The sequence below is a fragment of the Marinimicrobium sp. C2-29 genome (assembly GCF_038419845.1).
Lineage (GTDB): Bacteria > Pseudomonadota > Gammaproteobacteria > Pseudomonadales > Cellvibrionaceae > Marinimicrobium.
In genome coordinates this window covers 32,247-55,223 of sequence record NZ_JBCAQT010000007.1, presented here as the reverse complement: position 1 = coordinate 55,223, position 22,977 = coordinate 32,247, and the positions used below count along the sequence as shown (strand labels likewise).

22 protein-coding genes are annotated in these 22,977 nt (G+C 57.5%); 19 read left to right on the top strand and 3 right to left on the bottom strand.

Annotated features, from left to right (window positions below; all coding sequences use genetic code 11):
* The first annotated feature begins 51 nt into the window (after positions 1–51).
* From AAE484_RS08480 to AAE484_RS08465, 4 genes are all read left to right on the top strand, one after another.
* Positions 52–789, top strand: coding sequence for an NUDIX hydrolase (locus AAE484_RS08480; protein ID WP_341937941.1), 738 nt, complete (start codon positions 52–54; stop codon positions 787–789).
* 181 nt (positions 790–970) lie between these two features.
* The gene (locus AAE484_RS08475; protein ID WP_341937940.1) at positions 971–3,844 is read left to right on the top strand and encodes a glycosyl hydrolase 115 family protein; all 2,874 of its coding nucleotides are present in this window, start codon (positions 971–973) and stop codon (positions 3,842–3,844) included.
* Between the two features lie 28 nt (positions 3,845–3,872).
* On the top strand, positions 3,873–5,081 hold the full coding sequence (gene manD, locus AAE484_RS08470) for a D-mannonate dehydratase ManD (protein WP_341937939.1): 1,209 nt from the start codon (positions 3,873–3,875) through the stop codon (positions 5,079–5,081).
* Positions 5,082–5,192: 111 nt separating this feature from the next.
* Positions 5,193–6,131 carry a glycoside hydrolase family 43 protein gene (locus AAE484_RS08465; RefSeq protein WP_341937938.1) on the top strand — a complete coding sequence of 313 codons (939 nt, stop codon included), beginning with the start codon at positions 5,193–5,195 and terminating at the stop codon, positions 6,129–6,131.
* Between the two features lie 109 nt (positions 6,132–6,240).
* On the opposite strand, the gene lpdA is transcribed toward AAE484_RS08465, so the two are convergent.
* Complete coding sequence (gene lpdA, locus AAE484_RS08460) at positions 6,241–7,662, bottom strand: dihydrolipoyl dehydrogenase (RefSeq protein WP_341937937.1); 1,422 nt, start codon at positions 7,660–7,662, stop codon at positions 6,241–6,243.
* A gap of 137 nt (positions 7,663–7,799) precedes the next feature.
* Between lpdA and AAE484_RS08455 the strand changes: the two genes are divergently transcribed.
* The 6 genes from AAE484_RS08455 (at position 7,800) to AAE484_RS08430 (ending at position 12,833) form a co-directional block, all read left to right on the top strand.
* Positions 7,800–9,149 (top strand): sodium-dependent transporter, encoded by a 1,350-nt coding sequence (locus AAE484_RS08455; protein WP_341937936.1) that lies wholly within the window; start codon positions 7,800–7,802, stop codon positions 9,147–9,149.
* On the top strand, positions 9,146–9,394 hold the full coding sequence (locus AAE484_RS08450) for a DUF3820 family protein (RefSeq protein ID WP_341937935.1): 249 nt from the start codon (positions 9,146–9,148) through the stop codon (positions 9,392–9,394). The genes AAE484_RS08455 and AAE484_RS08450 overlap by 4 nt, the downstream gene beginning before the upstream one ends.
* Before the next feature lie 97 nt (positions 9,395–9,491).
* Positions 9,492–10,346, top strand: a complete 855-nt coding sequence (locus AAE484_RS08445; protein ID WP_341937933.1) for a sensor domain-containing diguanylate cyclase — start codon at positions 9,492–9,494, stop codon at positions 10,344–10,346.
* Positions 10,347–10,467: 121 nt separating this feature from the next.
* Positions 10,468–11,646: a GGDEF domain-containing protein gene (locus AAE484_RS08440; RefSeq protein ID WP_341937932.1), complete on the top strand. Its 1,179-nt coding sequence runs from the start codon at positions 10,468–10,470 to the stop codon at positions 11,644–11,646.
* Positions 11,647–11,950: 304 nt separating this feature from the next.
* Positions 11,951–12,301 carry a hypothetical protein gene (locus AAE484_RS08435; RefSeq protein ID WP_341937931.1) on the top strand — a complete coding sequence of 117 codons (351 nt, stop codon included), beginning with the start codon at positions 11,951–11,953 and terminating at the stop codon, positions 12,299–12,301.
* Complete coding sequence (locus tag AAE484_RS08430) at positions 12,282–12,833, top strand: hypothetical protein (RefSeq protein ID WP_341937930.1); 552 nt, start codon at positions 12,282–12,284, stop codon at positions 12,831–12,833. Before AAE484_RS08435 ends, AAE484_RS08430 begins: the two co-directional genes overlap by 20 nt.
* Positions 12,834–12,860: 27 nt before the next feature.
* Here the strand turns inward: AAE484_RS08430 and AAE484_RS08425 are convergent, their stop codons facing one another.
* A complete protein-coding gene (locus AAE484_RS08425) occupies positions 12,861–13,115 on the bottom strand; it encodes a helix-turn-helix domain-containing protein (RefSeq protein WP_341937929.1) in 255 nt (84 codons plus the stop codon).
* Positions 13,116–13,842: 727 nt separating this feature from the next.
* Between AAE484_RS08425 and AAE484_RS08420 the strand changes: the two genes are divergently transcribed.
* Together AAE484_RS08420 and AAE484_RS08415 are read left to right on the top strand one after the other, a co-directional pair.
* Positions 13,843–14,400 carry a hypothetical protein gene (locus AAE484_RS08420; RefSeq protein WP_341937928.1) on the top strand — a complete coding sequence of 186 codons (558 nt, stop codon included), beginning with the start codon at positions 13,843–13,845 and terminating at the stop codon, positions 14,398–14,400.
* A gap of 85 nt (positions 14,401–14,485) precedes the next feature.
* The gene (locus AAE484_RS08415) at positions 14,486–15,967 is read left to right on the top strand and encodes an amidohydrolase family protein (protein WP_341937926.1); all 1,482 of its coding nucleotides are present in this window, start codon (positions 14,486–14,488) and stop codon (positions 15,965–15,967) included.
* A gap of 58 nt (positions 15,968–16,025) precedes the next feature.
* On the opposite strand, the gene AAE484_RS08410 is transcribed toward AAE484_RS08415, so the two are convergent.
* Positions 16,026–16,328 (bottom strand): hypothetical protein, encoded by a 303-nt coding sequence (locus tag AAE484_RS08410; protein WP_341937925.1) that lies wholly within the window; start codon positions 16,326–16,328, stop codon positions 16,026–16,028.
* Between the two features lie 224 nt (positions 16,329–16,552).
* Here AAE484_RS08410 and AAE484_RS08405 point away from each other — a divergent pair, with 224 nt between their 5' ends.
* The 7 genes from AAE484_RS08405 to AAE484_RS08375 all read left to right on the top strand — a co-directional run bounded on the left by AAE484_RS08405 (position 16,553) and on the right by AAE484_RS08375 (position 22,971).
* Positions 16,553–16,945, top strand: a complete 393-nt coding sequence (locus AAE484_RS08405) for a Dabb family protein (RefSeq protein ID WP_341937924.1) — start codon at positions 16,553–16,555, stop codon at positions 16,943–16,945.
* Positions 16,946–17,209: 264 nt separating this feature from the next.
* The gene (locus tag AAE484_RS08400) at positions 17,210–17,788 is read left to right on the top strand and encodes a DUF2589 domain-containing protein (RefSeq protein WP_341937923.1); all 579 of its coding nucleotides are present in this window, start codon (positions 17,210–17,212) and stop codon (positions 17,786–17,788) included.
* A 64-nt stretch (positions 17,789–17,852) separates the two neighbouring features.
* Positions 17,853–18,551: a hypothetical protein gene (locus tag AAE484_RS08395; protein ID WP_341937922.1), complete on the top strand. Its 699-nt coding sequence runs from the start codon at positions 17,853–17,855 to the stop codon at positions 18,549–18,551.
* 5 nt (positions 18,552–18,556) lie between these two features.
* Complete coding sequence (locus AAE484_RS08390; protein WP_341937921.1) at positions 18,557–19,117, top strand: hypothetical protein; 561 nt, start codon at positions 18,557–18,559, stop codon at positions 19,115–19,117.
* A gap of 225 nt (positions 19,118–19,342) precedes the next feature.
* Entirely contained in the window at positions 19,343–20,494 is a 1,152-nt protein-coding gene (locus tag AAE484_RS08385; RefSeq protein ID WP_341937920.1) for a glycoside hydrolase family 88/105 protein, read from the top strand.
* Between the two features lie 261 nt (positions 20,495–20,755).
* The gene (locus AAE484_RS08380; protein ID WP_341937919.1) at positions 20,756–22,015 is read left to right on the top strand and encodes a sensor domain-containing phosphodiesterase; all 1,260 of its coding nucleotides are present in this window, start codon (positions 20,756–20,758) and stop codon (positions 22,013–22,015) included.
* Positions 22,016–22,140: 125 nt separating this feature from the next.
* Positions 22,141–22,971: a bifunctional transcriptional activator/DNA repair enzyme AdaA gene (locus AAE484_RS08375; protein WP_341937918.1), complete on the top strand. Its 831-nt coding sequence runs from the start codon at positions 22,141–22,143 to the stop codon at positions 22,969–22,971.
* The last annotated feature ends 6 nt before the right edge of the window (positions 22,972–22,977 follow it).

Genomic DNA, 22,977 nt, shown 5'->3' with positions numbered 1-22,977 from the left:
CTTAAAGAGTCAGACGACCGCCGTTTTCGCCAATCAACCTGGATTTGAACCGTGGCCTCAACGAAGAACACAGATTCACGCCCGCACAGTCGCGTCGAGCCGCTGAATGAGCCAGACAACGTCCTCCCCGGCCTGTCAATCGACAACCTCATTTTTGGCCTGGACCACGGCCAGCTGGAAATCATGCTGGTCAAGCACGACGTGGGTCCGGGCAAGGGCCGCTGGGCCCTGCCGGGCGGCTGGATCAAGCGCGAGGAGAACCTGCGCGACGCCGCTTCCCGTCTGCTGGAAGAGCTGACCGGCGTGCGCGACCTGTTTCTGGAGCAGCTCAAGACCTTCGGCCGAGTGGACCGTTTTCCCAATGAGCGGGTGGTGACCATCGCCTACTACGCCCTGGTCAGCGCCGAGGACTACACCCTGGTGGCCGGGCGCAACACCTCGGACGCCAGCTGGTTCAACGTCCATGATCTGCCGGAGCTGATCTATGACCACTCCGAAATCGTCTCCTACGGCATCAACTTCCTGCGCCACCAGGTGTGCCACAAGCCCATCGGCTTCAACCTGTTGCCCGAGAAGTTCACCCTGCTGCAGCTGCAGGAGCTGTACGAGGCGATCCTGGATGTGAAGCTGGACAAGCCCAACTTCCGCCGGAAGATGATGAAGATGAACCTTCTCGCCCCCTGCAATGAAAAGCAGAAAGGCGTACCCCACCGCGCCGCCAACCTCTACCGGTTTGACTCAGAAGCCTACGAGCGCCTGACCGACAAAGGCTTCTCTTTCGAGTTTTGATCGACAGTGCGCCCCGGATTGGGGCGCACGGCTCCCGCTTTCGCACTTCCCCGAACATCAACGCGACTCGACAGCACCGATGTCTTGTAATCCGGAGCTGACTCAGTTAGTGTTATTGTTTGTTTGACTAGAAGATAAAAGGGCGGCCCCACCGCCAGAGATTCTTTGTTGTGAGATGGTTATGCAACGACCCCGAACCCTGAGTAAGATCCTCCTGGCCACGCTCGCGCTCAGCGCCAGCCTTCCCGCTCTGGCACTGGATGGCCTCCCCTATGTGAAGCACCAGTCCTCGGCGGACTCGCTCAGCCTGGTGGGCCCCGAGCATATCGCCAACCTGTACGTCGACTCCGGCGATGACGCGGGCGTAAAGCGGGTTGTCCGCGACCTGCGCGGCGACATTCAGGCCGTCACCGGCAAAAAACCGCAGATCGTGCACACCGCCGAGGGCCTCGGCACTCACGGCGTGATCATAGGGACGCTGGGGCAGAGCAAGCTGATCACCCGCCTGATCGACGAGGGCAAGCTCAACCCCTCGGACATCGAGGGTGAGTGGGATGCCTACCACATGGAAGTGGTGGAGAAACCTATGCCCGGAATGGACCGGGCGCTGGTCATCGCCGGCGCCAACAAGCGGGGCGCCATCTACGGCACCTACGACCTTTCCGAACAGATCGGGGTTTTCCCCTGGCACTGGTTCGCCGATGTGCCCGCCCAACAGCACGAACACCTCTTTGTAGACGGCGACCTGAAGGTGCAGGATCAGCCCAAGGTGAAATACCGGGGCATTTTCATCAATGATGAGGCGCCAGCCCTGACCAGCTGGGTCCAGGAAAACTACGGCGACTACAACCACGAATTCTACGAAAACGTATTCGAGCTGATTCTGCGCCTGAAAGGCAACTTCCTCTGGCCCGCCATGTGGAACAACGCCTTTGCCGACGACGATCCGCAGAATATGATTCTCGCCGACGAGTACGGCATCGTGATGAGCACCTCGCACCACGAGCCGATGATGCGCGCGGACAAGGAGTGGAACCGCTACGGCGAGGGCGCCTGGGAATACTCCACCAACCCCGAACACCTCTACGACTTCTGGGTTGAGGGCGCCAGGCGCAACAAGCCCTACGAGAGCATGTACACCCTGGGCATGCGCGGTCAGGAAGACACGCCCATGAGCGAAGGGCAGAATATCGAGCTGCTGGAAAAAGTGGTCAACGACCAGCGCGAGATCCTCGAGACCGTCTTTGACGACCGGCCGATCGAAGATGTGCCGCAGGTCTGGGCGCTCTATAAAGAGGTCCAGGACTTTTACGAAAAAGGCATGCGCGTACCCGACGATGTGACCCTGCTGTGGGCCGACGACAACTGGGGCAACATCCGCCGCCTGCCCACCCCCGAAGAGCGCGACCGCGAAGGCAGCGCCGGGGTTTATTACCACTTCGATTACGTGGGTGGCCCGCGCTCCTATCGGTGGATCAACGTCACGCCGCTGGCCAAAATCTGGGAGCAGATGAACCTGGCCTACCACTACGAGGCCAATGAGATCTGGATCGTCAACGTGGGCGACATCAAGCCCATGGAATACCCCACCGAGTTTTTCCTGCGTATGGCGTGGGACCCGGAATACTGGAACCGGGAGCGCCTGGAGGAGTTTGGCCCGCGCTGGGCCGAGCGCGAGTTTGGCCCGGAGCACGCCCAGGCCATCGCCCAACTGATGACCGATTACACCCGCCACAACGGCCGTCGTCGGCCCGAGCTGCAGAGTGCTGATACCTACAGTCTGCTGAACTATCGCGAGGCCGACCGCATCGAGGCCGAGATGGATGACATGATCGAACGGGCCAACGCCGTCTATGAGCAATTGCCCGAAGCGTACCACGACGCCTACGAGCAGCTGGTGCGCCACCCGGTCCGGGCCAGCGCCAACCTCACCAAGATGTACATCACCCAGGCGCGCAATCAGCTTTACGCCGAGCAGGGTCGCAACTACGCCAACGAACTGGGGCAGCGGGCGCGCGAGCTGTTCCGAAAGGACGCGCAGCTGGAGGAGCACTTCCACACCGAGGTGGCCGACGGCAAGTGGAACCACATGATGTCCCAGACGCGTATTGGTTACACCCACTGGAACAACCCGCCGGAGAACACCGCGCCGCTGATTTATGACTACCTGCCCCACGGCGCCGCCGATATGGGTGTGGCCGTGGAAGGCACAGAGCGTGCCTGGCCGGTGCCCGGTGCCTACGCTCTGCCCACCTTCAGCCCCTACGGGCGCGAAAGCGGGCGCATTGACATCTACAACCGTGGCACCACCCCCTTCGAATTCACCGCCGAAGCGAGCGACGACTGGATTGAGCTGAGTTCAAAGAGAGGAGAGGTGGAACGCGAAGTCACCCTGGATGTCAGCATCGACTGGGACCGCGCACCCGAGGGCGAGGCCCAGGGCGAAGTGTTCGTTCAGGGCACCGGCTGGGGCGGCGCCCGGGTTCAGGTCAAGACCTTCAGGCCCGAACCCGAGATGGCCCGTAACGTCGAAGGTTTCGTAGAGGCCAACGGCTACATCAGCATTGAGGCGGCCAGCTTTACCGACCAGAAAGACCAGGGCGGCCATTCCTGGAAGGTGATCCCCCAGCACGGGCGCACCGAGTCATCGATCAGTACTTTCCCGATCAGCGACAAGAGCTTTGAGGACCCGACCCATGGGCCCTACGTCGAATATGAGGTGTTCTTTTTCTCCACCGGGGAGTTCGAGGTTCACGCCCTGTTTGCCCCGAGCCTGGACATCGCCCCGGATCGGGGGCTGCGCTACGGCATCGGCTTTGATGACCAGACACCCCAGGTGGTGGACATCCTGGCCGACGATAGTGACGCCGCCTGGGAAAAAGCGGTCAGCGACGGCGTCCGCCGCTCGGTCAGCACCCATAGCATTGAGAAGCCCGGCCGGCACACCCTGAGAATCTACCGGGTGGATCCGGCCGCGACGCTGCAGAAAATCATGATTGATACCGGCGGGCTCAAGCCCAGTTACCTGGGCCCACCCGAGAGTCAGCGCCGCTGATCTCCGCAAAGAACAACGAGAGAGAACTATGAAAATCACCGACGCCAAGGTCATTGTCACCTGCCCGGGCCGCAACTTTGTCACCGTGAAGATCACCACGGAAGACGGCCTCTACGGCATTGGCGATGCCACACTCAACGGGCGGGAAAAATCCGTGGTCTCCTATCTTGAAGACTACGTACTGCCCGCCCTGATCGGCCGCGACGCCCGGCGCATTGAAGACATCTGGCAGTTCGTGTACCGCGGGCCCTACTGGCGCCGCGGGCCCATCGGCATGACCGCCCTGGCCGGTGTGGACGTCGCACTGTGGGACATCAAGGCCAAGGCCGCCAACATGCCGCTGTACCAGTTGCTGGGCGGGCGCAGTCGCGACCGCATCATGACCTACACCCACGCCAACGGTGAAGATATCCAGGCCACGCTCAAGGCCGTGGAAAAAGCGCGGAGCCAGGGCTACGACGCCATCCGCGTGCAGTGCGGCATCCCCGGGATCGACAAGATCTACGGCGTACCCCAGGGCGGCAAGGACTACGAGCCCGCCGATGCCGACCTGCCCTCGGAAGAGAGCTGGTCCACGCACAAGTACCTGAATTTCATTCCCCGGGTGTTTGCCGAAATCCGCCGCGAGTTTGGCCCGGACCTGCACCTGCTGCACGACGTGCACCACCGCCTGACGCCGATCGAAGCGGCACGGCTGGGCAAAGAGCTGGAGCCCTACCACCTGTTCTGGATGGAGGACCCGGTGGCGGCGGAAAACCAGGAGATGTTCCGCCTGATTCGCCAGCACACCACCACGCCACTGGCGGTCGGTGAAGTGTTCAACAGCATCCACGACTGTCGCGAGCTGATCCAGAATCAGCTGATCGACTACATCCGCACCAGTGTGGTCCACGCCGGCGGCATTACCCAGATGCGGCGCATCGCCGACTTCGCCAGCCTCTGGGGCGTACGCACCGGCAGCCACGGTGCCACCGACCTGTCACCGGTGTGCATGGGCGCCGCCCTGCACTTTGATTACTGGGTGCCCAATTTCGGCATCCAGGAACACATGGCCCACAGCGACAAGATGGAGTCCGTCTTCACCCGGGCCTACCGGTTTGAAGAGGGCTACTTCACCCCCGGAGAAGCGCCGGGACATGGCGTGGATATAAATGAAGAAGAGGCAGCCAAGCACCCTTATCAACGTGCCAGCCTGCCGGTAAATCGCCTGGAAGACGGCACCCTGTGGCACTGGTGAGCCAGCGCTTAAACCAATTTTTGATGTTCGACCTGCAAAGTGAGATTGCCCGTGACCGATACTAAACCAGAATCCGAGACGAAGTTTTCATCAGCCCCGCTGGTGACTCATATGTACACCGCCGATCCCTCGGCCCACCTGTTCGAGGGCAAAATCTACATTTACCCGTCACACGATGTGGAAGGCGGAGTGCCGTTCAATGATGATGGCTCGCACTTCTGCATGGAGGACTATCACGTTTTCTCCATGGACGAGCCCTTTGGCGAGGTGACCGATCACGGTCTGGCGCTGCACGTGGATGATGTGCCCTGGGCCGCCCGCCAGATGTGGGCGCCGGACTGCACCGAGAAGGATGGCAAGTACTACTTCTACTTCCCGGCCAAAGACGCCAAGGATGTGTTTTACCTCGGCGTTGCCGTCGGTGACCGCCCCGAGGGCCCCTTCAAGCCTCAGCCGGAGCCCATCAAGGGCAGCTTCAGCATCGACCCGGCCGTGTACAAAGACGGGGACGACTATTACCTGTACTTCGGCGGCATCTGGGGCGGCCAACTGCAGCGCTGGACCACCGGCACGTTCAGCGAGCAGGATCAGTACCCCGCCGACGACGAGCCCGCACTCTGCGCCAAGGTCGCCAAACTGCGGGACGATATGCTCGAATTCGCCGAAGAGCCCAAGGATATTCTGGTGCTGGATGAAAACGGCGAGCCGCTGAAAACCGGGGACAACGCCCGCCGCTACTTTGAAGGCCCCTGGGTGCACCAGTTCAACGGTACCTACTACTTCTCCTACAGCACCGGCGACACTCACTGCATCGCCTACGCCACCGGCAACAGCCCCTACGGGCCGTTTACCTACCGGGGCATCATGCTGGAGCCGGTCCTGGGCTGGACCAACCACCACTCAGTGTTGGAAAAGGACGGGAAGTATTACCTCTTTTACCACGACTGCGAAATGTCAGGCGGGGAGACGCATCTGCGCAATATCAAAATGGCGGAGCTGATCCACAACGAAGACGGCAGCATCCAGACCGTGAGCGCGTTCGAGAAATAACCGGACGTAAGGTAACGGCGGATGCGCCTTGGGCTTATCCGCCCTACGCCATCCGCCGTTGCCCAAACTCACGCCACCCCAACGGGTTAACTCAACCTACCGGATCGACCTACTTCTTCTTCGCCAACGGATTCGGCAAATCGGTAATCGTTCCGGCCGCCATCTCCGCCGCCAGACCCACCGTCTCATGCAGGGTCGGGTGCGCGTGCACCGTCATCGCCAGATCCTCCGCCGACGCACCAAACTCCAGCGCCAGGCTCAACTCACCCAACAACTCACCGGAATTCAGGCCCACAATACCGGCGCCCAACAACTGGTCGTTGTCCTTGCGGTAAATCAGCTTGGTCTTGCCCTCACTGCGACCCGCACCCAGCGCACGGCCACTGGCCGACCAGGGGAATACCGCCGTGCGATACTCAACGCCCTGCTCCTTCGCTTCCTTCTCGGTCAGACCAACCCAGGAGACCTCCGGGTCGGTGTAGGCGATGGACGGAATGCATCGCGGCTCGATAATCTTGTGCCCGGCGATCACCTCGGCGGCGGCATGACCTTCGTGGCTCGCCTTGTGCGCCAACATCGGCTGGCCGATGATGTCGCCAATGGCGTAGATGTGCGGCACATTGGTCTGCAGCTTCTCATTGGTATTGATAAAGCCACGCTCATCCACCTCGACACCGGCCTTCTCGGCACCGATTTTTTTGCCGTTGGGCGTGCGCCCCACCGCCACCAGAATCGCGTCGTAATTCTGGTCCTTGTCCGGCGCGTTTTTGCCCTCAAAGCTCACCTTCAGGGCCGTCTTGTTGGCCTTCACATCAGTGACTTTGGTGGATAGCATCACGTTGAAGTTGTCTTTGTTGTACTTGGTGTAAACCTGCATCAGGTCTTTGTCAGCGGCGGGAATCAGCTGATCGGCGAACTCCACCACGTCCACTTCGCTGCCGAGGGCCTTGTACACCGTGGCCATCTCCAGGCCAATAATGCCACCGCCGATCACCAACAGCTTTTTGGGGATTTCGCGCAATTCCAGCGCCGAGGTGGAATCCCACACCCGCGGGTCGTCATGGGGGATGAACGGCAGCTGCACCGGCAGGGAGCCCGCCGCGATGATCGCATTCTCAAACTCGATCTCAGTGGTCTTGCCCTCGTGGGTGACCGACAGTTTGTGATCGCTCACAAACTCGCCCACACCCTGCACCACCTGCACCTTGCGCTGTTTGGCCATGCCGGCCACGCCCTGGGTGAGCTTGCCCACCACGCCCTCTTTGAATTTGCGGATCTCATCCAGATCGATCTTGGGCTTGGAGAAAGTCACCCCGATGTCCTTGCCGTGGTTGCCTTCGTTGATCACCTGGGCCACGTGCAGCATGGCCTTGGAGGGAATACAGCCCACGTTCAGGCACACGCCGCCCAGGCTGGGATAGCGCTCCACCAAAACCGCGTCCATGCCCATATCGGCGGCCCGAAACGCCGCGGAATAGCCGCCCACGCCGCCGCCCAATACCAAAACCTGTGTCTTTAGGGTGTCTGCCACGAGATCTGTCTCCTGTTGTTGAGTCGATACTCTAAAAAGTCAGCCCATGATACTAATGACTCTGGGCCCAAAAGCCAATAAACTGAGGCCCGACGCCACCAAATAGACATAAACGCGCCCAGGATACAGACCACGGCATGAGCGACCCTCGCGGACAATTCTCCTCCAAAATCGGATTTCTGATGGCCGCCTCCGGCTCGGCCGTGGGGCTGGGCAACATCTGGGGCTTTCCCACCCAGGCCGCCAGCAACGGCGGGGGCGCCTTTGTACTGGCCTATCTGGTACTCGCATTTCTGCTCGCCTACCCGGCCCTGATGGCCGAACTGGTGATCGGCCGCCACGCCCGCGCCAACATCGTTACCGCCCTGGATCAGTTGGGCGAACGCCCCGCCACCCGACGCCTGGGGCGCGCTGTGGGCTACTACGGTGTTCTGGTGGCCGGACTGATCCTGAGCTTCTATGCCATCGTCGCCGGCTGGATGCTGGCGGAATTCGGCAAACCGGTCGCCGGGCTGATGGGCTGGAGCAGCGCGGAACAGTGGTTGGGCGGCGAGAGCCTTGCCCGCAACCTGCTGGTGTGCGGCATCTTCAGCGCGCTCACGGCGGCCATCATCGCCAAGGGCGTGGAAGATGGCATCGAAGCCTGGTCCACCCGGCTCATGCCCCTGCTGTTTCTTATCCTGCTCGCGCTGATTGGCTACGTCCTGCTGCAACCCGGCGCCACTGAGGGCCTCAAAACCTACTTGATCCCGGACTTCCGCCAACTGGCCGACCCCGGCCTGATGCTCAGCGCCATGGGCCAGGCGTTCTTCTCCCTGTCGCTGGGCGTGGGCACCATGCTCATCTACGGCTCCTATTTGCGCAAAGGCGACAGCCTGCCGCGCCTGGGGGCCGCCGTCACCCTGCTGGACATCAGCATCGCCTTCACCGCCGGTCTGCTGATTCTGCCCGCCATGTACGTCGCCCAGCACCAGGGCATCGCCATCTATGGCGAGAGCGGCGAGCTGCTCGCCGGCCCCGGCCTGATCTTTCAGGTGTTGCCCAGCCTGTTCGACACCATGGGCGGCGCGGGCGTCTGGCTCGGCATCGCCTTTTTCGCCCTGATGAGCATCGCCGCCCTCACCTCCTCCATCTCCATGCTCGAAGCGCCGGTCTCGGTGCTCACCGAACGCACCCGCCTCAAACGCACCGGCGCCGCATGGGGCATCGGCGCGTTCATCTTCGCCGTGAGCGCACTGATCATCGCCAACATGGGCACCCTGTTCGACGCCACCGTCTCGCTCACCACTGAATACAGCCAACCGCTGCTGGGCATCGCTCTGTGCCTGTTCGTCGGCTGGATCATGCACCGCAACCACCTGCTCAACGAACTCAAAGCCGGCCACCAGGACATCGAACACAGCCTGTTCTGGAAAATCTGGCCCTTCTACGTGCGCATCATCTGCCCACTGCTCATTCTTCTGGCCTTTATACAGTCCCTGCGATGAACCCTGACCTACACTCTGACCTTAACTCTGACCCGGGCTCTCAAGACCTGCTCGAGGCCGTCAACCAGACCATGCCTTTTGGGAAGTACAAAGGCCGCAAGCTGTTGGAGCTACCCGAACCCTATCTGGTGTGGTTTCATGGACAGGGGTTTCCCAACAGTAAATTGGGGAGGCAGCTGGCGCTGATGTATGAGGTGAAGGTGAATGGACTGGAGGGGATGCTGCAGGAATTGGTGCGCCGGTGACGTTTGAATTTGATTGCTGTATAACAGGGATTAGTTGGGCAAGTTGCCATACGACTATTAACTCTGACCTATATGAATCACCAGATGCGCCTGAACTATGCCCGTTGATCTGAACGCGCTTTTCCCCAAGCTGACCAATTTGTTGCTGGACGCTGTCTTCGTCGTTGATCTGGATGACCAGATCGTCTTTGTGAGCGATGCGTGTGAGGCACTGCTCGGGTATCGTGCCGATGAGCTGGTGGGCACGCCGATCACCGACTATGTGCATCCCGATGATCTTGCGGACACACGAGCGTCCATTGTTCGAGTTATGGTAGGCCAATCCCACAACGACTTCTGTAACCGTTATATCCACAAAGATGGCACTATTGTATACATCCTCTGGTCTGCCCGCTTATCCGAAGAGGACGGCGTGCGGATCGGTGTGGCGCGGGATGTGACGGCCCTGAGACAGGCCGAGGATAAACTGCGTTTCCTCGCCCATCACGACCCCTTGACAGGGCTTACCAACCGATTGTTGTTCCATGATCGACTCGAGTCGGCACTGTCCGCAGCCCACCGTCACCAGAGCAGCCTGGCGTTGCTGTTTCTGGATCTCAATGACTTCAAGTACATCAACGATACCCATGGACATGCCATGGGTGATCGGGTGCTCTGTATGATTGCCGGACGGCTGGAGGGCTGCGTTCGAGAGACAGACACGGTGGCCCGGATGGGTGGCGACGAATTCACTGTGCTGTTGACGGATATCCAGTCGGTGGAAGCCGTTTACGACAAGGTGGAGGAAATCATCGCCACTGTAACCGCGCCTCTGGGTGCCGAATTCGGCAATATCAAAACGCCGTCCTGCAGTATCGGCGTAGCCTGTTATCCAGCGGACGGGGAGGACGCCGACACCCTCTTGAGCCATGCTGATGACAATATGTACCAGCTGAAACGGCGACGCACCTGATCCTGGCCGACGAGTTACACTGTACGCCAGGCGTCATGCGGCCAGCATCGACAAACCATTGGGAGCGCCCACTTCGCGGGGCGGAATACGAATCGGGACCACAACCTGGGAAATCAGACCGTTGTCACAACACTATAAGCACAAGGACATACACTGGCTGACGGGGCAGTTTTGCGACGCCAGCAGCGAATCGAAGTACCGCGATTCTATCGAGGAAAGAGTCCGGTTTGAATCTCGTCTTGCGCTGGTTGTAGCATCCGCAATCTTTGCCATGTTCGGCATTAGCGACTACAACCTGCTGGGGTTAACCCGAGAGTATTATTTACTGTTAACCATGCGCATCGTTGTGGTCAGCTCGTGCCTCGCGCTGGCATTTATCCTTGGGCGTAGCGGCGGGTACTCCCGAGCCGTATGGCTGCATGCGTTCCCACTGTGGATATTCGCGCTGGGTATTATTTTGATTGTACCCTTGCGTCCGGAGAGTTTCTCGACCCAGGTAACCGCCGCAGTGGTCGCAATAATGGCGTTTTACCTTCTGATTCCCAACTTGCTCACGGTGGCGGCAGTCGCAAGCGTTTGTTTAAGTATTGGATTTTTATGGGCTGCAGTGATTTTTGTGGGGATATCACCAGCGGTTACGCTCCGTATCGGTCTGCTGTTGGTTATGGCGAATATCGTCGGCTACAGCGCTTTGTTGCGTATAGAGTTTCTTCAGCGCAAGCAATTTTCGCTACTTAATGAGGAGCGCGACCAGAACGGACAACTACAAGCCGAAATCGCACACCGAAAGTCACTGGAAAAGCAACTGCGCATGGTCGCTGAGCATGACGCGCTGACAGGCGTCAATAGCCGGGGGCATTTTATGCAACAGGTCGAGGCGCAACTGCATCGCTCCCAGTGGGAAGAAACGCCCTTCTGCCTGTTCATGATCGATGTCGATCATTTCAAGCACGTGAATGATACCTGGGGGCACACCCACGGCGATCAAGTGTTGACCAGAATCGCGGAGGTGTGTCAGCAATCGCTGCGCCCCACCGACATAATCGGTCGCTTCGGCGGTGAGGAGTTTGTGGTGGGGTTACCGAACACCGATCCAGGCGATGCGCAAGCCGTGGCAGAGCGACTAAAGGAAAATGTTGCCGCACTGACACTCGGCGGTGAAATGAGCGGACTGCGCCTGAGCGTCACCATTGGTATAGCGGTCGCCAACGCCGAAGATGATCTGGATGCACTTATTGCGCGAGCGGATAACATGCTATATGTGGGTAAGCGTGATGGTAGAAATCGGGTGGTAATGTGAAGCTAAGGCGGTCTAGCAAGTACGGTAATAACTTCGTAGCTCTAAAGCGCCACCTTTACTGTGAGCAAATGCGAGCGCACTGTCGAATGCTTTTGCAACAAGCTCGGCTTCCTCGTTGAGTCCTGCCGACTCACAGATTACCGTCGGCTAGGTTCAGACTGTTAAACAGGTCACAGCCGACGCCATCCAAAGACTGTAAAGTGGCCGCTGAATTCCAGTCACCACTACTTTATCTTTGACCAAATTGAAAGGTCCAGATAAATTTGAGAAAAACGGACCCCAACCCATCGAGAAGGAGTTTGCTATGTCTCAATGCCCTCCAATTATTGGCCTAAACCTGGACGTGGAAAGCAACGAAGCCATCGAACGTATTCGGGAGAAAACGCAGTTTGGTAGAATGCTTGGCGCAACGTTGACCGCAGGCGTCTTTAACAGCATATTTACCAAGAGCAAGGCGCCAGTGTCAGGCTACAATATCACTCAAACGGATTGGCGGCTCTACACCGAAGCCATTAATGCTATTCCTACGCTTACGAAACGGGCTATCAGGCAGGAAATCGATATGATGCTTGTCCATTATCAAATGCCGGGAAAATATGATCACAATCACGTCGAATTCTGGAGGGGGCTTAAAAATGGCTGCCAAATTCCCTAAAACCATTTTCTTTATCGGCGCATTAATAGCGACCAGCTCTTGCGCTCAGACGGCATCGACGTCTCACGATGAAGAGTCACGTCTTTTGGCACACCTTGCCGATAAGGTAACCGCTGACCTGGTTGATCTGGATGCGTCGATTGACAACTGCAATGCGAAAGCCAGTTCCCGCGGAACGGTTGACCTGGAAGACATTCCGGTTGAAAGCGATGATGCGAATAAGGAGAAGTTGATGGTGGGAATCAGCCACCTCTACTTCGACAATCTGTTTGAGTGCGAGCGCGCTGCCAGGGAGCGATTGGCCTTTAGTCTGGGAACGCTGAAATCACTCAACCCACAACCTGATCAACTTCCGCCTGATATTGAAGCGATCAATGCCGGATTACTATACCCGACGAAGAAGCAGGTAGAGTACGCTGTTCATTATCAAAGCCTGCCAGAATCTCTGCGAGAGACTTTGGAAGACCGGGTAGGAGAAGATCCTTTCGAATTAATGAGCACTTTGGAGAAAAACGGGCTTATCAGGAACTAGCCAGCGACGACTGCAACTTCGGGGGTTTTAGCTATTTACGTCAGCTCGCGCTTGGTAGGCCTCGTTAAAGTCATCTACAGCGACGCCTATGGCCTGGCATATTTCCACCACCTCAACATAGTCGAGCCGCCGCTCGCCGGTCTCGTACTTGGAGACATAGCTTTGCGGCCGACCCAGTGCTTGGCTCAGCTCAACTTGCGTCAGCCCCGCCCTCTCCTTTCTCAACTGTCTTAACAGCTCTCTCAGTACTTGTCTGTTGTGGTCCCAGGATCGATTGGTCATTTGGATATTTCTACCGCTTGAGAAATATCCCAAACTAGTATATCTTTTGATCTATCCCATTTCAGGATATTAAAGGACGATCATAACAAGGAGTCAGACAAATGTCGCTTAAAAACACATTTAGAGTACGCATCTGCATTCATGAAATGACCCCAAACTTCCCTCTCGGGGAGTTTATGCGGTTAACCTTCGACTTGGGCATACCTCGAACCCGGGTTCTACAAGAGCTGGACCAGTTGCAGGAGGAGCTGGATATGGAAGCCGAGGCCCTGAGGAGTAGACCAGAGAACCAGTCAAGGTCGGCGATTCAGCATGAGTACTGGTGTTTTTATTGCGCCCAGGTTCGGGCGCACTACCGAATGTTAATCAACAGTGATTCACACCTGCACTAGAACTCCGAAAACTGACGTCCGACCGCTCCATTTCGCGACGTCGAGACGTCTCCGCTATTTTTGGCCTGTAGTGGTCAACTAATTCCGGACAATAGGTCAGGATGGTTGCCGCCACTCTTGAAAAGCCCTCCCGGGCGGTCTATACCTTGTTATTACCATCCTTACCCGCATCGAGGCCGCTTCCGCCAACGCGCACCGGCTGGGTGCCAGTCGACGGAAAAGGAAAAGTGGTGAAGCTTCAACAGCATACGGATACCGCGGTCGTCCAGAAGGCTACACAAGCGTAAGTACAGAAAACATTGAGCAGCCGATTTGCGCTGCTGCGGAGTTGATTCATGAAATCAGCGGCTGCCTTGCTGTATTCGTCGTTGTTTCTGGCCCCGGCCCTGTTGCTCTCCGGGGTTGGCTGGGCGCAGACGCCCCCGGCGCTCGAACCGGGCGAACGCGTGCGCGTCCATCGGCTGGATGCCCAAAGCGTGGTGGGGCAGGTGGAGCGTGTCCAGGACGATACACTTTTCCTGATCGCTGAAAGCCGGGCCCGGACAATGACGGTGCCGCTTCACTCTGTCAGCCGGCTGGATGTACAGCGCCGTCGCACGCGCGGTCAGGGGGCCTGGCATTGGGCCAAGGGCGGTTTTGTCGTTGGCGCGGTCGCCGGTGCGGTGACCTGCAGCGCGGACGTGGAGCGGTGCCGGGAGTCGTCCGGGATGAACGACGCCGAGATCCTGCTCGGCTCGGCCCTGTTCGTCGGTGGGGGCCTGGCATTTATCGGAGCCGTTGGTGGAGCCATGTTTCCGGGAAACTATTGGGAGGGGGTGCCGGTGCCGGCACAGGTCAGCCTGACGCCGGTCGGAAACGCCGGCTTCAGGCTATCCGCTACCTGGAAGTTTTAGCGGTGCCTCGTCCCGAATAGGTCCGAAGGACACTGATACCCGATGATCCTGTTCGATGTTGTTATGCCACCCAAGGAGGCCAACCATGAAATTTGTTCACGATCCCGAGGGCGCCCGCCTGCCCATCAAACTGGACAGCACCAGCAACGGGGAGTTTTCGCCCATTCCGCTGGACCGGACGAGCAAGCTGGCCAATCGCATGGCCCATGAGGCCGCTTCCACCAACGCGCACCGGCTGGGGGTCAGTCGGCGGCAGCTGCTGGTCTCCGCCTGTGGCGCGGCGACCACGCTGCTGGCGTTCAACGCGGCCCAGGCCGCCGCTGGACGCGGTGCCGGCTTTTATTCCCTCGCCTCGGAGGCGGGGCTTGATAAGGATGCCGCGACCGAGGCGCTGGAGGGGGATGAGTTCATCTTCGATGTGCAGGGCCATTTCGTGAACCCTACCGGGGCCTGGCTGGACCATATTCCGGAGGATGCCCGGCCCCTGTCCGGCATGGAGCAAGCCGGTTGTGCTCTGGCCAGCGGCAAGGGGGATCGCTCCTACCTGAAGTGCCTGGGTCCGGATGCGTTCATCCAGGATGTGTTCATGGATTCGGACACCGACCTGATGGTGCTCTCTTTCGTGCCCTCGAAGCGGGACGAGGAGCCGCTCACCATTGAGGAGGCGGCCGCCGCCCGCTCGATTGTCAATCAGATGAAAGACAACCGCCACCGCCTGTATCTGCACGGGCGGGTCAACCCGAACCAGGACGGTGACCTGGAGGACATGGACCGTCTGAAGGAGGAGTTCGGCGTGGTGGCCTGGAAGACCTATACCCAGTGGGGGCCGGACGGCCAGGGCTATTGGCTAGACGACGAGGACACCGGCATTCCCTTTCTGGAGAAGGCACGCAAACTGGGCGTGAAGATCATCGTGATTCACAAGGGCATTCCCTTTGGCAAAGAATCCTATGAACACTCGCTGTGCGATGACATTGGTCGGGTCGCCAAGCGCTATCCCGACCTGAAGTTTCTGGTCTATCACTCGGGGTTCGTGCCCGGGCAATCCGAAGGCCCCTACGACCCGGAGCGGAACGAGGGCGTGGATTCGCTGGTCAAGACCGTGGTCGAAAACGACCTGGGCCGACACTCCAACGTCTACGCGGAACTGGGCTCGACCTGGCGCTTTCTGATGCGCGACCCGGACTCCGCCGCACACACCCTGGGAAAGCTGATCAAGTACCTGGGGGAGGACAATGTGCTCTGGGGCACCGACTCCATCTGGTACGGCTCGCCCCAGGATCAGATTCAGGCGTTCCGCACCTTCCAGATCGCTGAAGCGGTGAGAGAAAAACACGGCTATCAGGCGCTGACGCCCGAGATCAAACGTAAAATCTTTGGCCTGAATGCGCTGGTTCCCTACGAAATTGACGAATCGCTTATCCGCCAGTTAGTGGGCAAAGACAGAATCTCGCTGGCCCGCGCCCAGTACCGCGAACACCCGGACCCCCATTACCGCACCAATGGCCCCAAAACCCGCCGCGAGTTTCTGAACCTGATGCAATGGAGTGGTGGCCGGGCTACTTGATCGGGCAGTGTAAACAGCTCAGCCCGGCGGTTACTGTTCAAGCCTCTGCAAAAACGCCTCAAGGCCCTGGACATAGCGCTCCCGGGAGCGGAGAAAACCGGTGGGAGATATTGCCGGCGTTGCCGTGGAAAAACAGCAGCACGCCCCGCGCTTCGTGTGCCGGCAAGAACCAGGCATGCAAGCGTTCGCCGTCGGCGGTGGTCAGGGTCAGCTCCTCGTATCCCAGGCCAGCGTCGGCCGGGGTAGCCTCCAGGGCCCGGCTCGGAAAGTGGATCATACAGCCCTGCAACAACCAGGTCAGGATCAACAACGCCAGATAGCCCGACCCCAGTACGGCTAGCCAGTGCAACAATTTGCTCATGGGTGTCTCGATGCGTGGTAGTCGGTTTCTCTTAGTGTAGCCGACCCATTTTACCCAGAACAGCCGGCGCCCTTTTTTCACGGTTGGCGTTGACCTTTTGATCAGCTGCTGATGGGTGGTCTTGCGCGACAGGGGGCAGGATGCCATCATGGCTTTGTATTATAAAGGAACGAAAACCTAACCAGGTCCCGCTTTAAACGTTGAGTCTTATAAAGGTTAACCCCATGATAAAGAACGCTGTATTACTCACTTTCACTCTTTTGTCCCTGTTTGCCGCTGTGGCCACGACCCAAGCGAGCGAAGAACACGTGCGACATATTGTCGTATTCCAATACGAAGACAGCGCAACAGACAATCAGATCGAGCAGGTGACGGAAGCTTTCCGTAGCCTGGAGGATGAAGTTCCGGGTATTGTCGCCTTTGAAGATGGCGTCAATAATAGCCCCGAGGGGTTGAACAAAGGATTTACGCACGTCTATATGGTGACCTTTGAAGACGCCAACGCCAGAGATGAGTACCTTCCTCACCCGAAGCACAAGAAGTTCGTTGAGCTGATGGAAGAGCTCGACATCCTTGAAGATGTTTTTGTGATCGATTATTCAATCAAGGCTCATTGACAACCACAACCCACCCGTCTGTCAGTCCCTGTTGATTCAACTGTCAAAAACGGGGACTGACGGCAGAACGTGAAGCAGCTGACAGCGAGTCTGTTGAGCATTAGCTCTCAAATTTTTGAAAAATTTTCTGGTTTTGTTTATTGCAACGCCAGAGATTATATAGCCAGCTTGATCCGCCAAAAACCAGCCTATAAACTCCAAAGTGATAAGCGCCCAATCTGAATGAGCGGGCATACCTTCCCCGGTATTTACAGGAGTTTTCTTATGGCACTTGGCGACGAACTTTCAAGCATTGACTTCAAATCCATGATCGGCGGTCCACTCGATGCAGTGGTTAGGGCTCAGGCACAGTCGGCACAAACCTCCGTTGATTTCATCAAGGCAGTCGGCTTTGAACAGGACAGCAATGAACCGACAATGATCACCTTCAGTTACATGAAGGCGCTTGAATCAACTGATGACGACGGAAACACAACCGTAACACCGACCAAGTACGACTTAACGGTACCCATTCTTACCATGCTCCCCATACCCTTCATTCGGGTGGAGGAGACCACAATTGATTTCAACGCAAAAATCAATTCCGTCCAGGAGTCGACAACCAGCTCTTCCCATGACCTCAACACCAAGCTTTCCGCCAAAGGAGGCTGGGGTCCGATTTCAGCCAAACTCAGTGCGAGCTACTCTTACAAAAAATCAACTTCTGCCAGTTCCAAGATCGAGCGAACCTACAGTATGGCGGTGCATGTCAGGGCCGTTCAGGACGAGTTACCAGCGGGAACGGAACGACTTCTCGGCATACTCGAAAACTCCATCCAGGAAGTTCCTTCAAACAGCCAATAATAAGTAACCGAGTATAGGCGGGCCTCCACCAGGGCCCGTCTGATCACCGAAAAAGGACCATACTATGTCAGAACTTAGCAACGTGCTTGGAACGTTGATGGTGAGCCTGGTTCACGCCCGCCGCATGGCGGATGAAGAGACTGCAGCAGTCGCCGAATACTACAAAGATCACCCATTATTGGAGGGAATGAGTCTGCCACGGGTTCGCGTTCCAGAGTTGACCATCGACATGCCCATCACACTCGATGAACATGAAATGGAAAGCGAAGCAAAGCTCAATAACCCGGCAACGATCCAAAAGGCCATTGGCGACCAGCTAAGGAAATCAATGAGCGAAGAGGGAGTGGACGACGGCGATGACGTGTTCACCAAAACGTTTACCCAGGAAACCAAGCGGCTTTTGGAACAAATCAATAGCCGGCACAAGTCACTGGGCGGAAAGGTAAGCCGGGAAGAAATCGTCAGAGCCGTCGACGACTCACTCCGACGCTCCCTGAAGAAATCGAGCCTCGACCGTTCTCTTCCCAGCGAAAACAAAGAAAACATCATTAAAGCCATACGACACAAAGTATCCGCAATCTCCCTTAAAAGCCCATCCAGGCCCCAAAGCTTCAAAGCGTCAGCCATTACCAGCGCTGTCAAGGAAAAGGCCACCTCCGAATCGGCGGTTCGACTGAGAATCACCCTCCGGGAAGAAGGCTTAGAATGGGCCACTGGTCAGAACAGTGACGGATCAATACGCAGCCAGCTTCAACCTGAGTAGTTTCCATGCTAGCCGTCGTCCGTGAACAGATAGTCGAACAGCTGATGGGGTTGCCCGCTATTGTGGATCAGTACCTGAGCCACGACAGTCACTTTGTCGGAAACACGCTGCGCTGGATGCGGGAAACTGAAGAAAAGCTTCAGAGCTCGCGTTTACCCATCACCTCGGAGATATCAACACTACGTGGCCTGGTGGCGGCAACGGACGAGGGTTACACCGAGCCAGAGGTGGTGACCGGACAAAGAAGCAGTCGCAAAACCCGCCGGGTAATGGTTATGCATCTGCTACGAAAGGCCGAGCAGGCTTTACGCGAGCAGGCCACTCAGATCGATCGGGAATTTGACGATTTTAAGGACAAGCTCTCTCAACTGCTGGCAGTATCCTCTTCCAAAAAGGCTATTCCCGCCTCAAAAGCCATCGACACCCTCTATATCGATAAAATATGGGAGCTCTTGAAGGAAGCACCAGAAAACAAGAACCTGTATTTCTACATACAGGCCAGACTCTCGGAAACCGACCGACGTTATCTTCTGCAGGACCTGTTGCATCATTTACTGAAGTCTTAGGAAGAACAACGGAAGAAACCCGACCACCTCTACTCAGGCGCCGATCCGGCCAGGCACTGGAACGATACCGTGCAGACAGGCTCTCTCAACACCTTCCCTCGTCGGCCATGCTCAGGCCCAGAAACACCATGTAGCCCCGTCATCTTTACATCACCATTTATATGACTTATTGTTGAAAGCCTATCCTACCATAAAAAAATCAGCTTCTACCGGAATGGAAATAGCATGAATACACTCTCCCTGCGCACTCTGTTGATCGCACTCCCTGCCCTGTTCACGCTCAGCGGCTGCACGACTCCCGACTCTCAGCCCGACCAGCCATTGCCCGATCCCGATGCGGTCCTGGAAAAGCTGACCCGGGCCAACGACTATTGGCAGGAAGAGAACCCGGAACCCGGCTGGGCTTTTTGGGAGCACGCGGCCTACCACACCGGCAACATGGAAGCCTATTTTGTAACCGGTGATCAGGATTATCTTGATTACTCGCTGCGCTGGGGTGAGCGCAACGACTGGATGGGCGCCAAGTCCGATCAACCCTCCGAGTGGAAATACAGCTACGGCGAGACCGACGAGTTCGTGCTCTTCGGGGACTGGCAAATCTGCTTCCAGACCTATATCGACCTTTACGAAATCACCGGTGACCGCGAAAAAATTGAACGCGCGCTGGAAGTGATGGAGTACCAGATGGCCACCGATGCCTCGGACTACTGGTGGTGGGCTGATGGCCTCTACATGGTGATGCCGGTGATGACCAAGCTCTATCAGGTGACCGGCGACGAGCTTTATCTCGAGAAGCTGCATGAGTACTTCACCTACGCCAAGAGCATCATGTACGACGAGGAAACCGGCCTGTTCTTTCGCGATGCCAAGTACGTTTACCCCGAGCATAAAAGCCTGAACGGCCGCAAGGATTTCTGGGCACGGGGCGACGGCTGGGTTTTTGCAGGTCTGGCCAAAGTGCTGGAGGATTTGCCCGAAAACCATAAGCACCGGGACGAATACCTTGGCATTTACCGGAAAATGGCCGACACCCTGGCCCAGGCACAACAGCCCGGCGGTTACTGGACGCGCAGCCTGCTCGACCCGGAGCACGCGCCGGGTTATGAAACCAGCGGCACGGCCTTTTTTACCTACGGTTATCTGTGGGGCATCAACAACGGCGAACTCGACCGCGATACCTATCTGCCCGTCGCCCTGAAGTCCTGGGAATACCTGTCTGAAACCGCACTGAAAGACAGTGGCATGGTCGGCTATATTCAGCCTATTGGCGAGCGAGCCATACCCGATCAGGTGGTTGATGCCGACTCCACGGCCAATTTTGGTGTGGGCGCCTTCCTGCTTGCCGCCTCGGAAATGTACCGGTTGGTGGAACAATAGGATTACCACAACGATGGAGGACCATGAGTCGAGTGCCTCCTTTCTTGCGGGAGGCACCAACATGGTGCAACAATACATTCAAGGAAAGCCGCCGTAAGGGCGACACAATCATTCATCGCTTTTTCCTTCAAACCAACTCATGCGCCAGACGCGAGGGACGGAAACTTCTGTAAACTTGTGTTTATCAAGTGGAAAGTTCCAACAGTACCGACTAGCCTTGCCATTATATGAGCAATTGGTATCGTAGAGGAGTGCAGGGCGTTGATAGACTTTCACAATCACAATGGCCAACAGGCCTCCTCAGCCGACCAGACCGCCACCTCCGCGAATATCGATCCTGGCACGACGATCAATCAGCTATTGCCGAGTCTTCTTGAGGCTGTCCGCTTCAATCTCGAAATGGACGTTGGCTTCATTTCAAGGTTCAAGAATGGGTTCCGGGAGTTTCTCCATGTCAGTAGCGAAGGCCTGCAAGCGGCACCGGTACCGGGGGACAGTGACCCGCTTGATGAGTCGGCCTGTATCAGGGTTGTCAGTAACCAGGCCCCCAAGCTGGTTCACGATGCCCAAACGCACCCAACTCTGATGGACCTGCCCGCCATCAGGGCACTGGGAGTCAGAACCCATATGAGCGTCCCTATTCCATCGGGAAACGGCGATGTTTTTGGTACCCTGTGCTGTTACTCCTCTCATTACAGGGAAGCGATGGACGAACGCGATATCGGCTTCATGTCCGTAATCGCCGATTTGATCGGCGCCACACTGCAAAAGGAGCAGCGTGTTCTTGATGACATCTCAGACCGCCGTGACTACATCCGCAATGTGCTAAATTCCGACGGACTACAGATGGCCTGGCAACCCATTGTGAATAGCATAACGGGTAATATTGTCGCGGTTGAAGCACTAGCCCGATTTCAGACTGACCCCTACCGGCCACCCAACGAGTGGTTCGATGAAGCGGTAAAACTCGGGATCGGCACAGAGCTGGAGAAAAGCGCTTTTGCCAAGGGGATGGCCATTGGGGAACACCTGCCCAAGAATATCTATGTGGGCTGTAATCTTTCCGGGACGACTTTTATTGAGCCGACCTTTCAGACCTTTCTCAAACAACAGAGCCTGGAACAAACCGTACTGGAGATCACGGAGCATGACGTCATTGTGGATTACGACTCATTGACTTCCAGTCTTTCAGGGTTTCGCAACCAGGGGCTTCGGTTGGCCATTGACGATTTTGGGGATGGCTATGCGGGATTCCGACATATCGTGGAGCTGAATCCCGACACGATCAAGTTAGACATGTCCCTGGTACGCAACATAAACCATAACCCCACGATTCAGGCGGTGGTAAAGGCACTGGTGGGTTTCGCCGAAGACCGCAATACCCAACTACTGGCCGAGGGTGTTGAAACCCAGGCCGAGCTCGATACCCTAAGATCACTGGGAATCAGACTTGTGCAGGGCTATTTATTCTACAGGCCAATGCCTCAATCTCAACTTTTAGAGCTTTTCCACTCCACTTGAAGTGAGGTGTGCTGTGGTTTCTGTATAACCCAGACCCACGCGAGATAAACACCGCAAGATTCGGGTCGACGCCGACCCCGCCGTGATCTAACCTACAGATCCAACTGCCGCGCCTGAGGCCCCTCATGTCTGACTATGACCGTGTCGCACAAGCCATGGCGTACCTGGTCGAACACGCCACCGACCAGCCGACGCTGGAGGAGGTGGCCGCTCAGGTGCACCTGAGCCCCTATCACTTTCAACGGCTGTTCAGCCGGTGGGCAGGAACCACCCCCAAACGCTTTCTTCAGGCATTGACCCTCGAGCGCGGCAAGCGCCTGTTGGCCGAGCCGATTGGGATGATCGAGATCTCACACGAATTGGGCCTGAGCGGCAGCTCGCGGTTGCATGAGCACTTTGTGCAACTGGAGGCGGTCACCCCTGGCGAGTACCGAAGCCGAGGCGAGGGGCTCAACATTGACTATGGGCTGCACCCGACACCCTTCGGCCCGGTCTTTGTCGCACTGACGCAGCGCGGCATCTGCCGCCTGGGGTTTGTCGATGAGTCCAGCCTCGATGAGATGGCGGCCGAACTGGAAAAAGACTGGCCGGCAAGCGCGCTGAGCAGGAACGACAGCAGCACTCAAGCGGTACTCGATTCGCTGTTCCATTCAGCCCCGGAGGATCGGCCGGGCCCGCTCTCGGTGTATGTGAAGGGAACCAACTTTCAGATCGCGGTATGGCGCGCCCTGCTGCACATTCCTGCGGGCGCACTGGCCAGTTACGTCCAGGTAGCCGCCGCAACAGGGCGACCCACCGCTTCCAGAGCCGTCGGCAATGCCATTGGCGCGAACCCGGTGGCCCTGCTGATCCCCTGTCACCGCGTAATCCAGCAAAGTGGCGCCCTGGGTGGCTACCGCTGGGGCGCCGGGAAAAAGCAGATGCTGCAGGCCTGGGAGCGGGCGCGATACGACTGACGTTGG

Bases quoted from the DNA above. Each gene is read 5' to 3' on its own strand.
- AAE484_RS08465 (WP_341937938.1), top strand. From the start codon at position 5,193: ATGTACACCGCCGATCCCTCGGCCCACCTGTTCGAGGGCAAAATCTAC.
- AAE484_RS08425 (WP_341937929.1), bottom strand. From the start codon at position 13,115: ATGACCAATCGATCCTGGGACCACAACAGACAAGTACTGAGAGAGCTG.
- AAE484_RS08390 (WP_341937921.1), top strand. From the start codon at position 18,557: ATGCTAGCCGTCGTCCGTGAACAGATAGTCGAACAGCTGATGGGGTTG.
- AAE484_RS08410 (WP_341937925.1), bottom strand. From the start codon at position 16,328: ATGAGCAAATTGTTGCACTGGCTAGCCGTACTGGGGTCGGGCTATCTG.
- AAE484_RS08395 (WP_341937922.1), top strand. From the start codon at position 17,853: ATGTCAGAACTTAGCAACGTGCTTGGAACGTTGATGGTGAGCCTGGTT.
- AAE484_RS08475 (WP_341937940.1), top strand. From the start codon at position 971: ATGCAACGACCCCGAACCCTGAGTAAGATCCTCCTGGCCACGCTCGCG.
- AAE484_RS08430 (WP_341937930.1), top strand. From the start codon at position 12,282: ATGGCTGCCAAATTCCCTAAAACCATTTTCTTTATCGGCGCATTAATA.
- AAE484_RS08445 (WP_341937933.1), top strand. From the start codon at position 9,492: ATGCCCGTTGATCTGAACGCGCTTTTCCCCAAGCTGACCAATTTGTTG.
- AAE484_RS08455 (WP_341937936.1), top strand. From the start codon at position 7,800: ATGAGCGACCCTCGCGGACAATTCTCCTCCAAAATCGGATTTCTGATG.
- AAE484_RS08385 (WP_341937920.1), top strand. From the start codon at position 19,343: ATGAATACACTCTCCCTGCGCACTCTGTTGATCGCACTCCCTGCCCTG.
- AAE484_RS08400 (WP_341937923.1), top strand. From the start codon at position 17,210: ATGGCACTTGGCGACGAACTTTCAAGCATTGACTTCAAATCCATGATC.
- AAE484_RS08450 (WP_341937935.1), top strand. From the start codon at position 9,146: ATGAACCCTGACCTACACTCTGACCTTAACTCTGACCCGGGCTCTCAA.
- AAE484_RS08435 (WP_341937931.1), top strand. From the start codon at position 11,951: ATGTCTCAATGCCCTCCAATTATTGGCCTAAACCTGGACGTGGAAAGC.
- AAE484_RS08420 (WP_341937928.1), top strand. From the start codon at position 13,843: ATGAAATCAGCGGCTGCCTTGCTGTATTCGTCGTTGTTTCTGGCCCCG.
- AAE484_RS08375 (WP_341937918.1), top strand. From the start codon at position 22,141: ATGTCTGACTATGACCGTGTCGCACAAGCCATGGCGTACCTGGTCGAA.
- AAE484_RS08405 (WP_341937924.1), top strand. From the start codon at position 16,553: ATGATAAAGAACGCTGTATTACTCACTTTCACTCTTTTGTCCCTGTTT.
- AAE484_RS08415 (WP_341937926.1), top strand. From the start codon at position 14,486: ATGAAATTTGTTCACGATCCCGAGGGCGCCCGCCTGCCCATCAAACTG.
- manD (WP_341937939.1), top strand. From the start codon at position 3,873: ATGAAAATCACCGACGCCAAGGTCATTGTCACCTGCCCGGGCCGCAAC.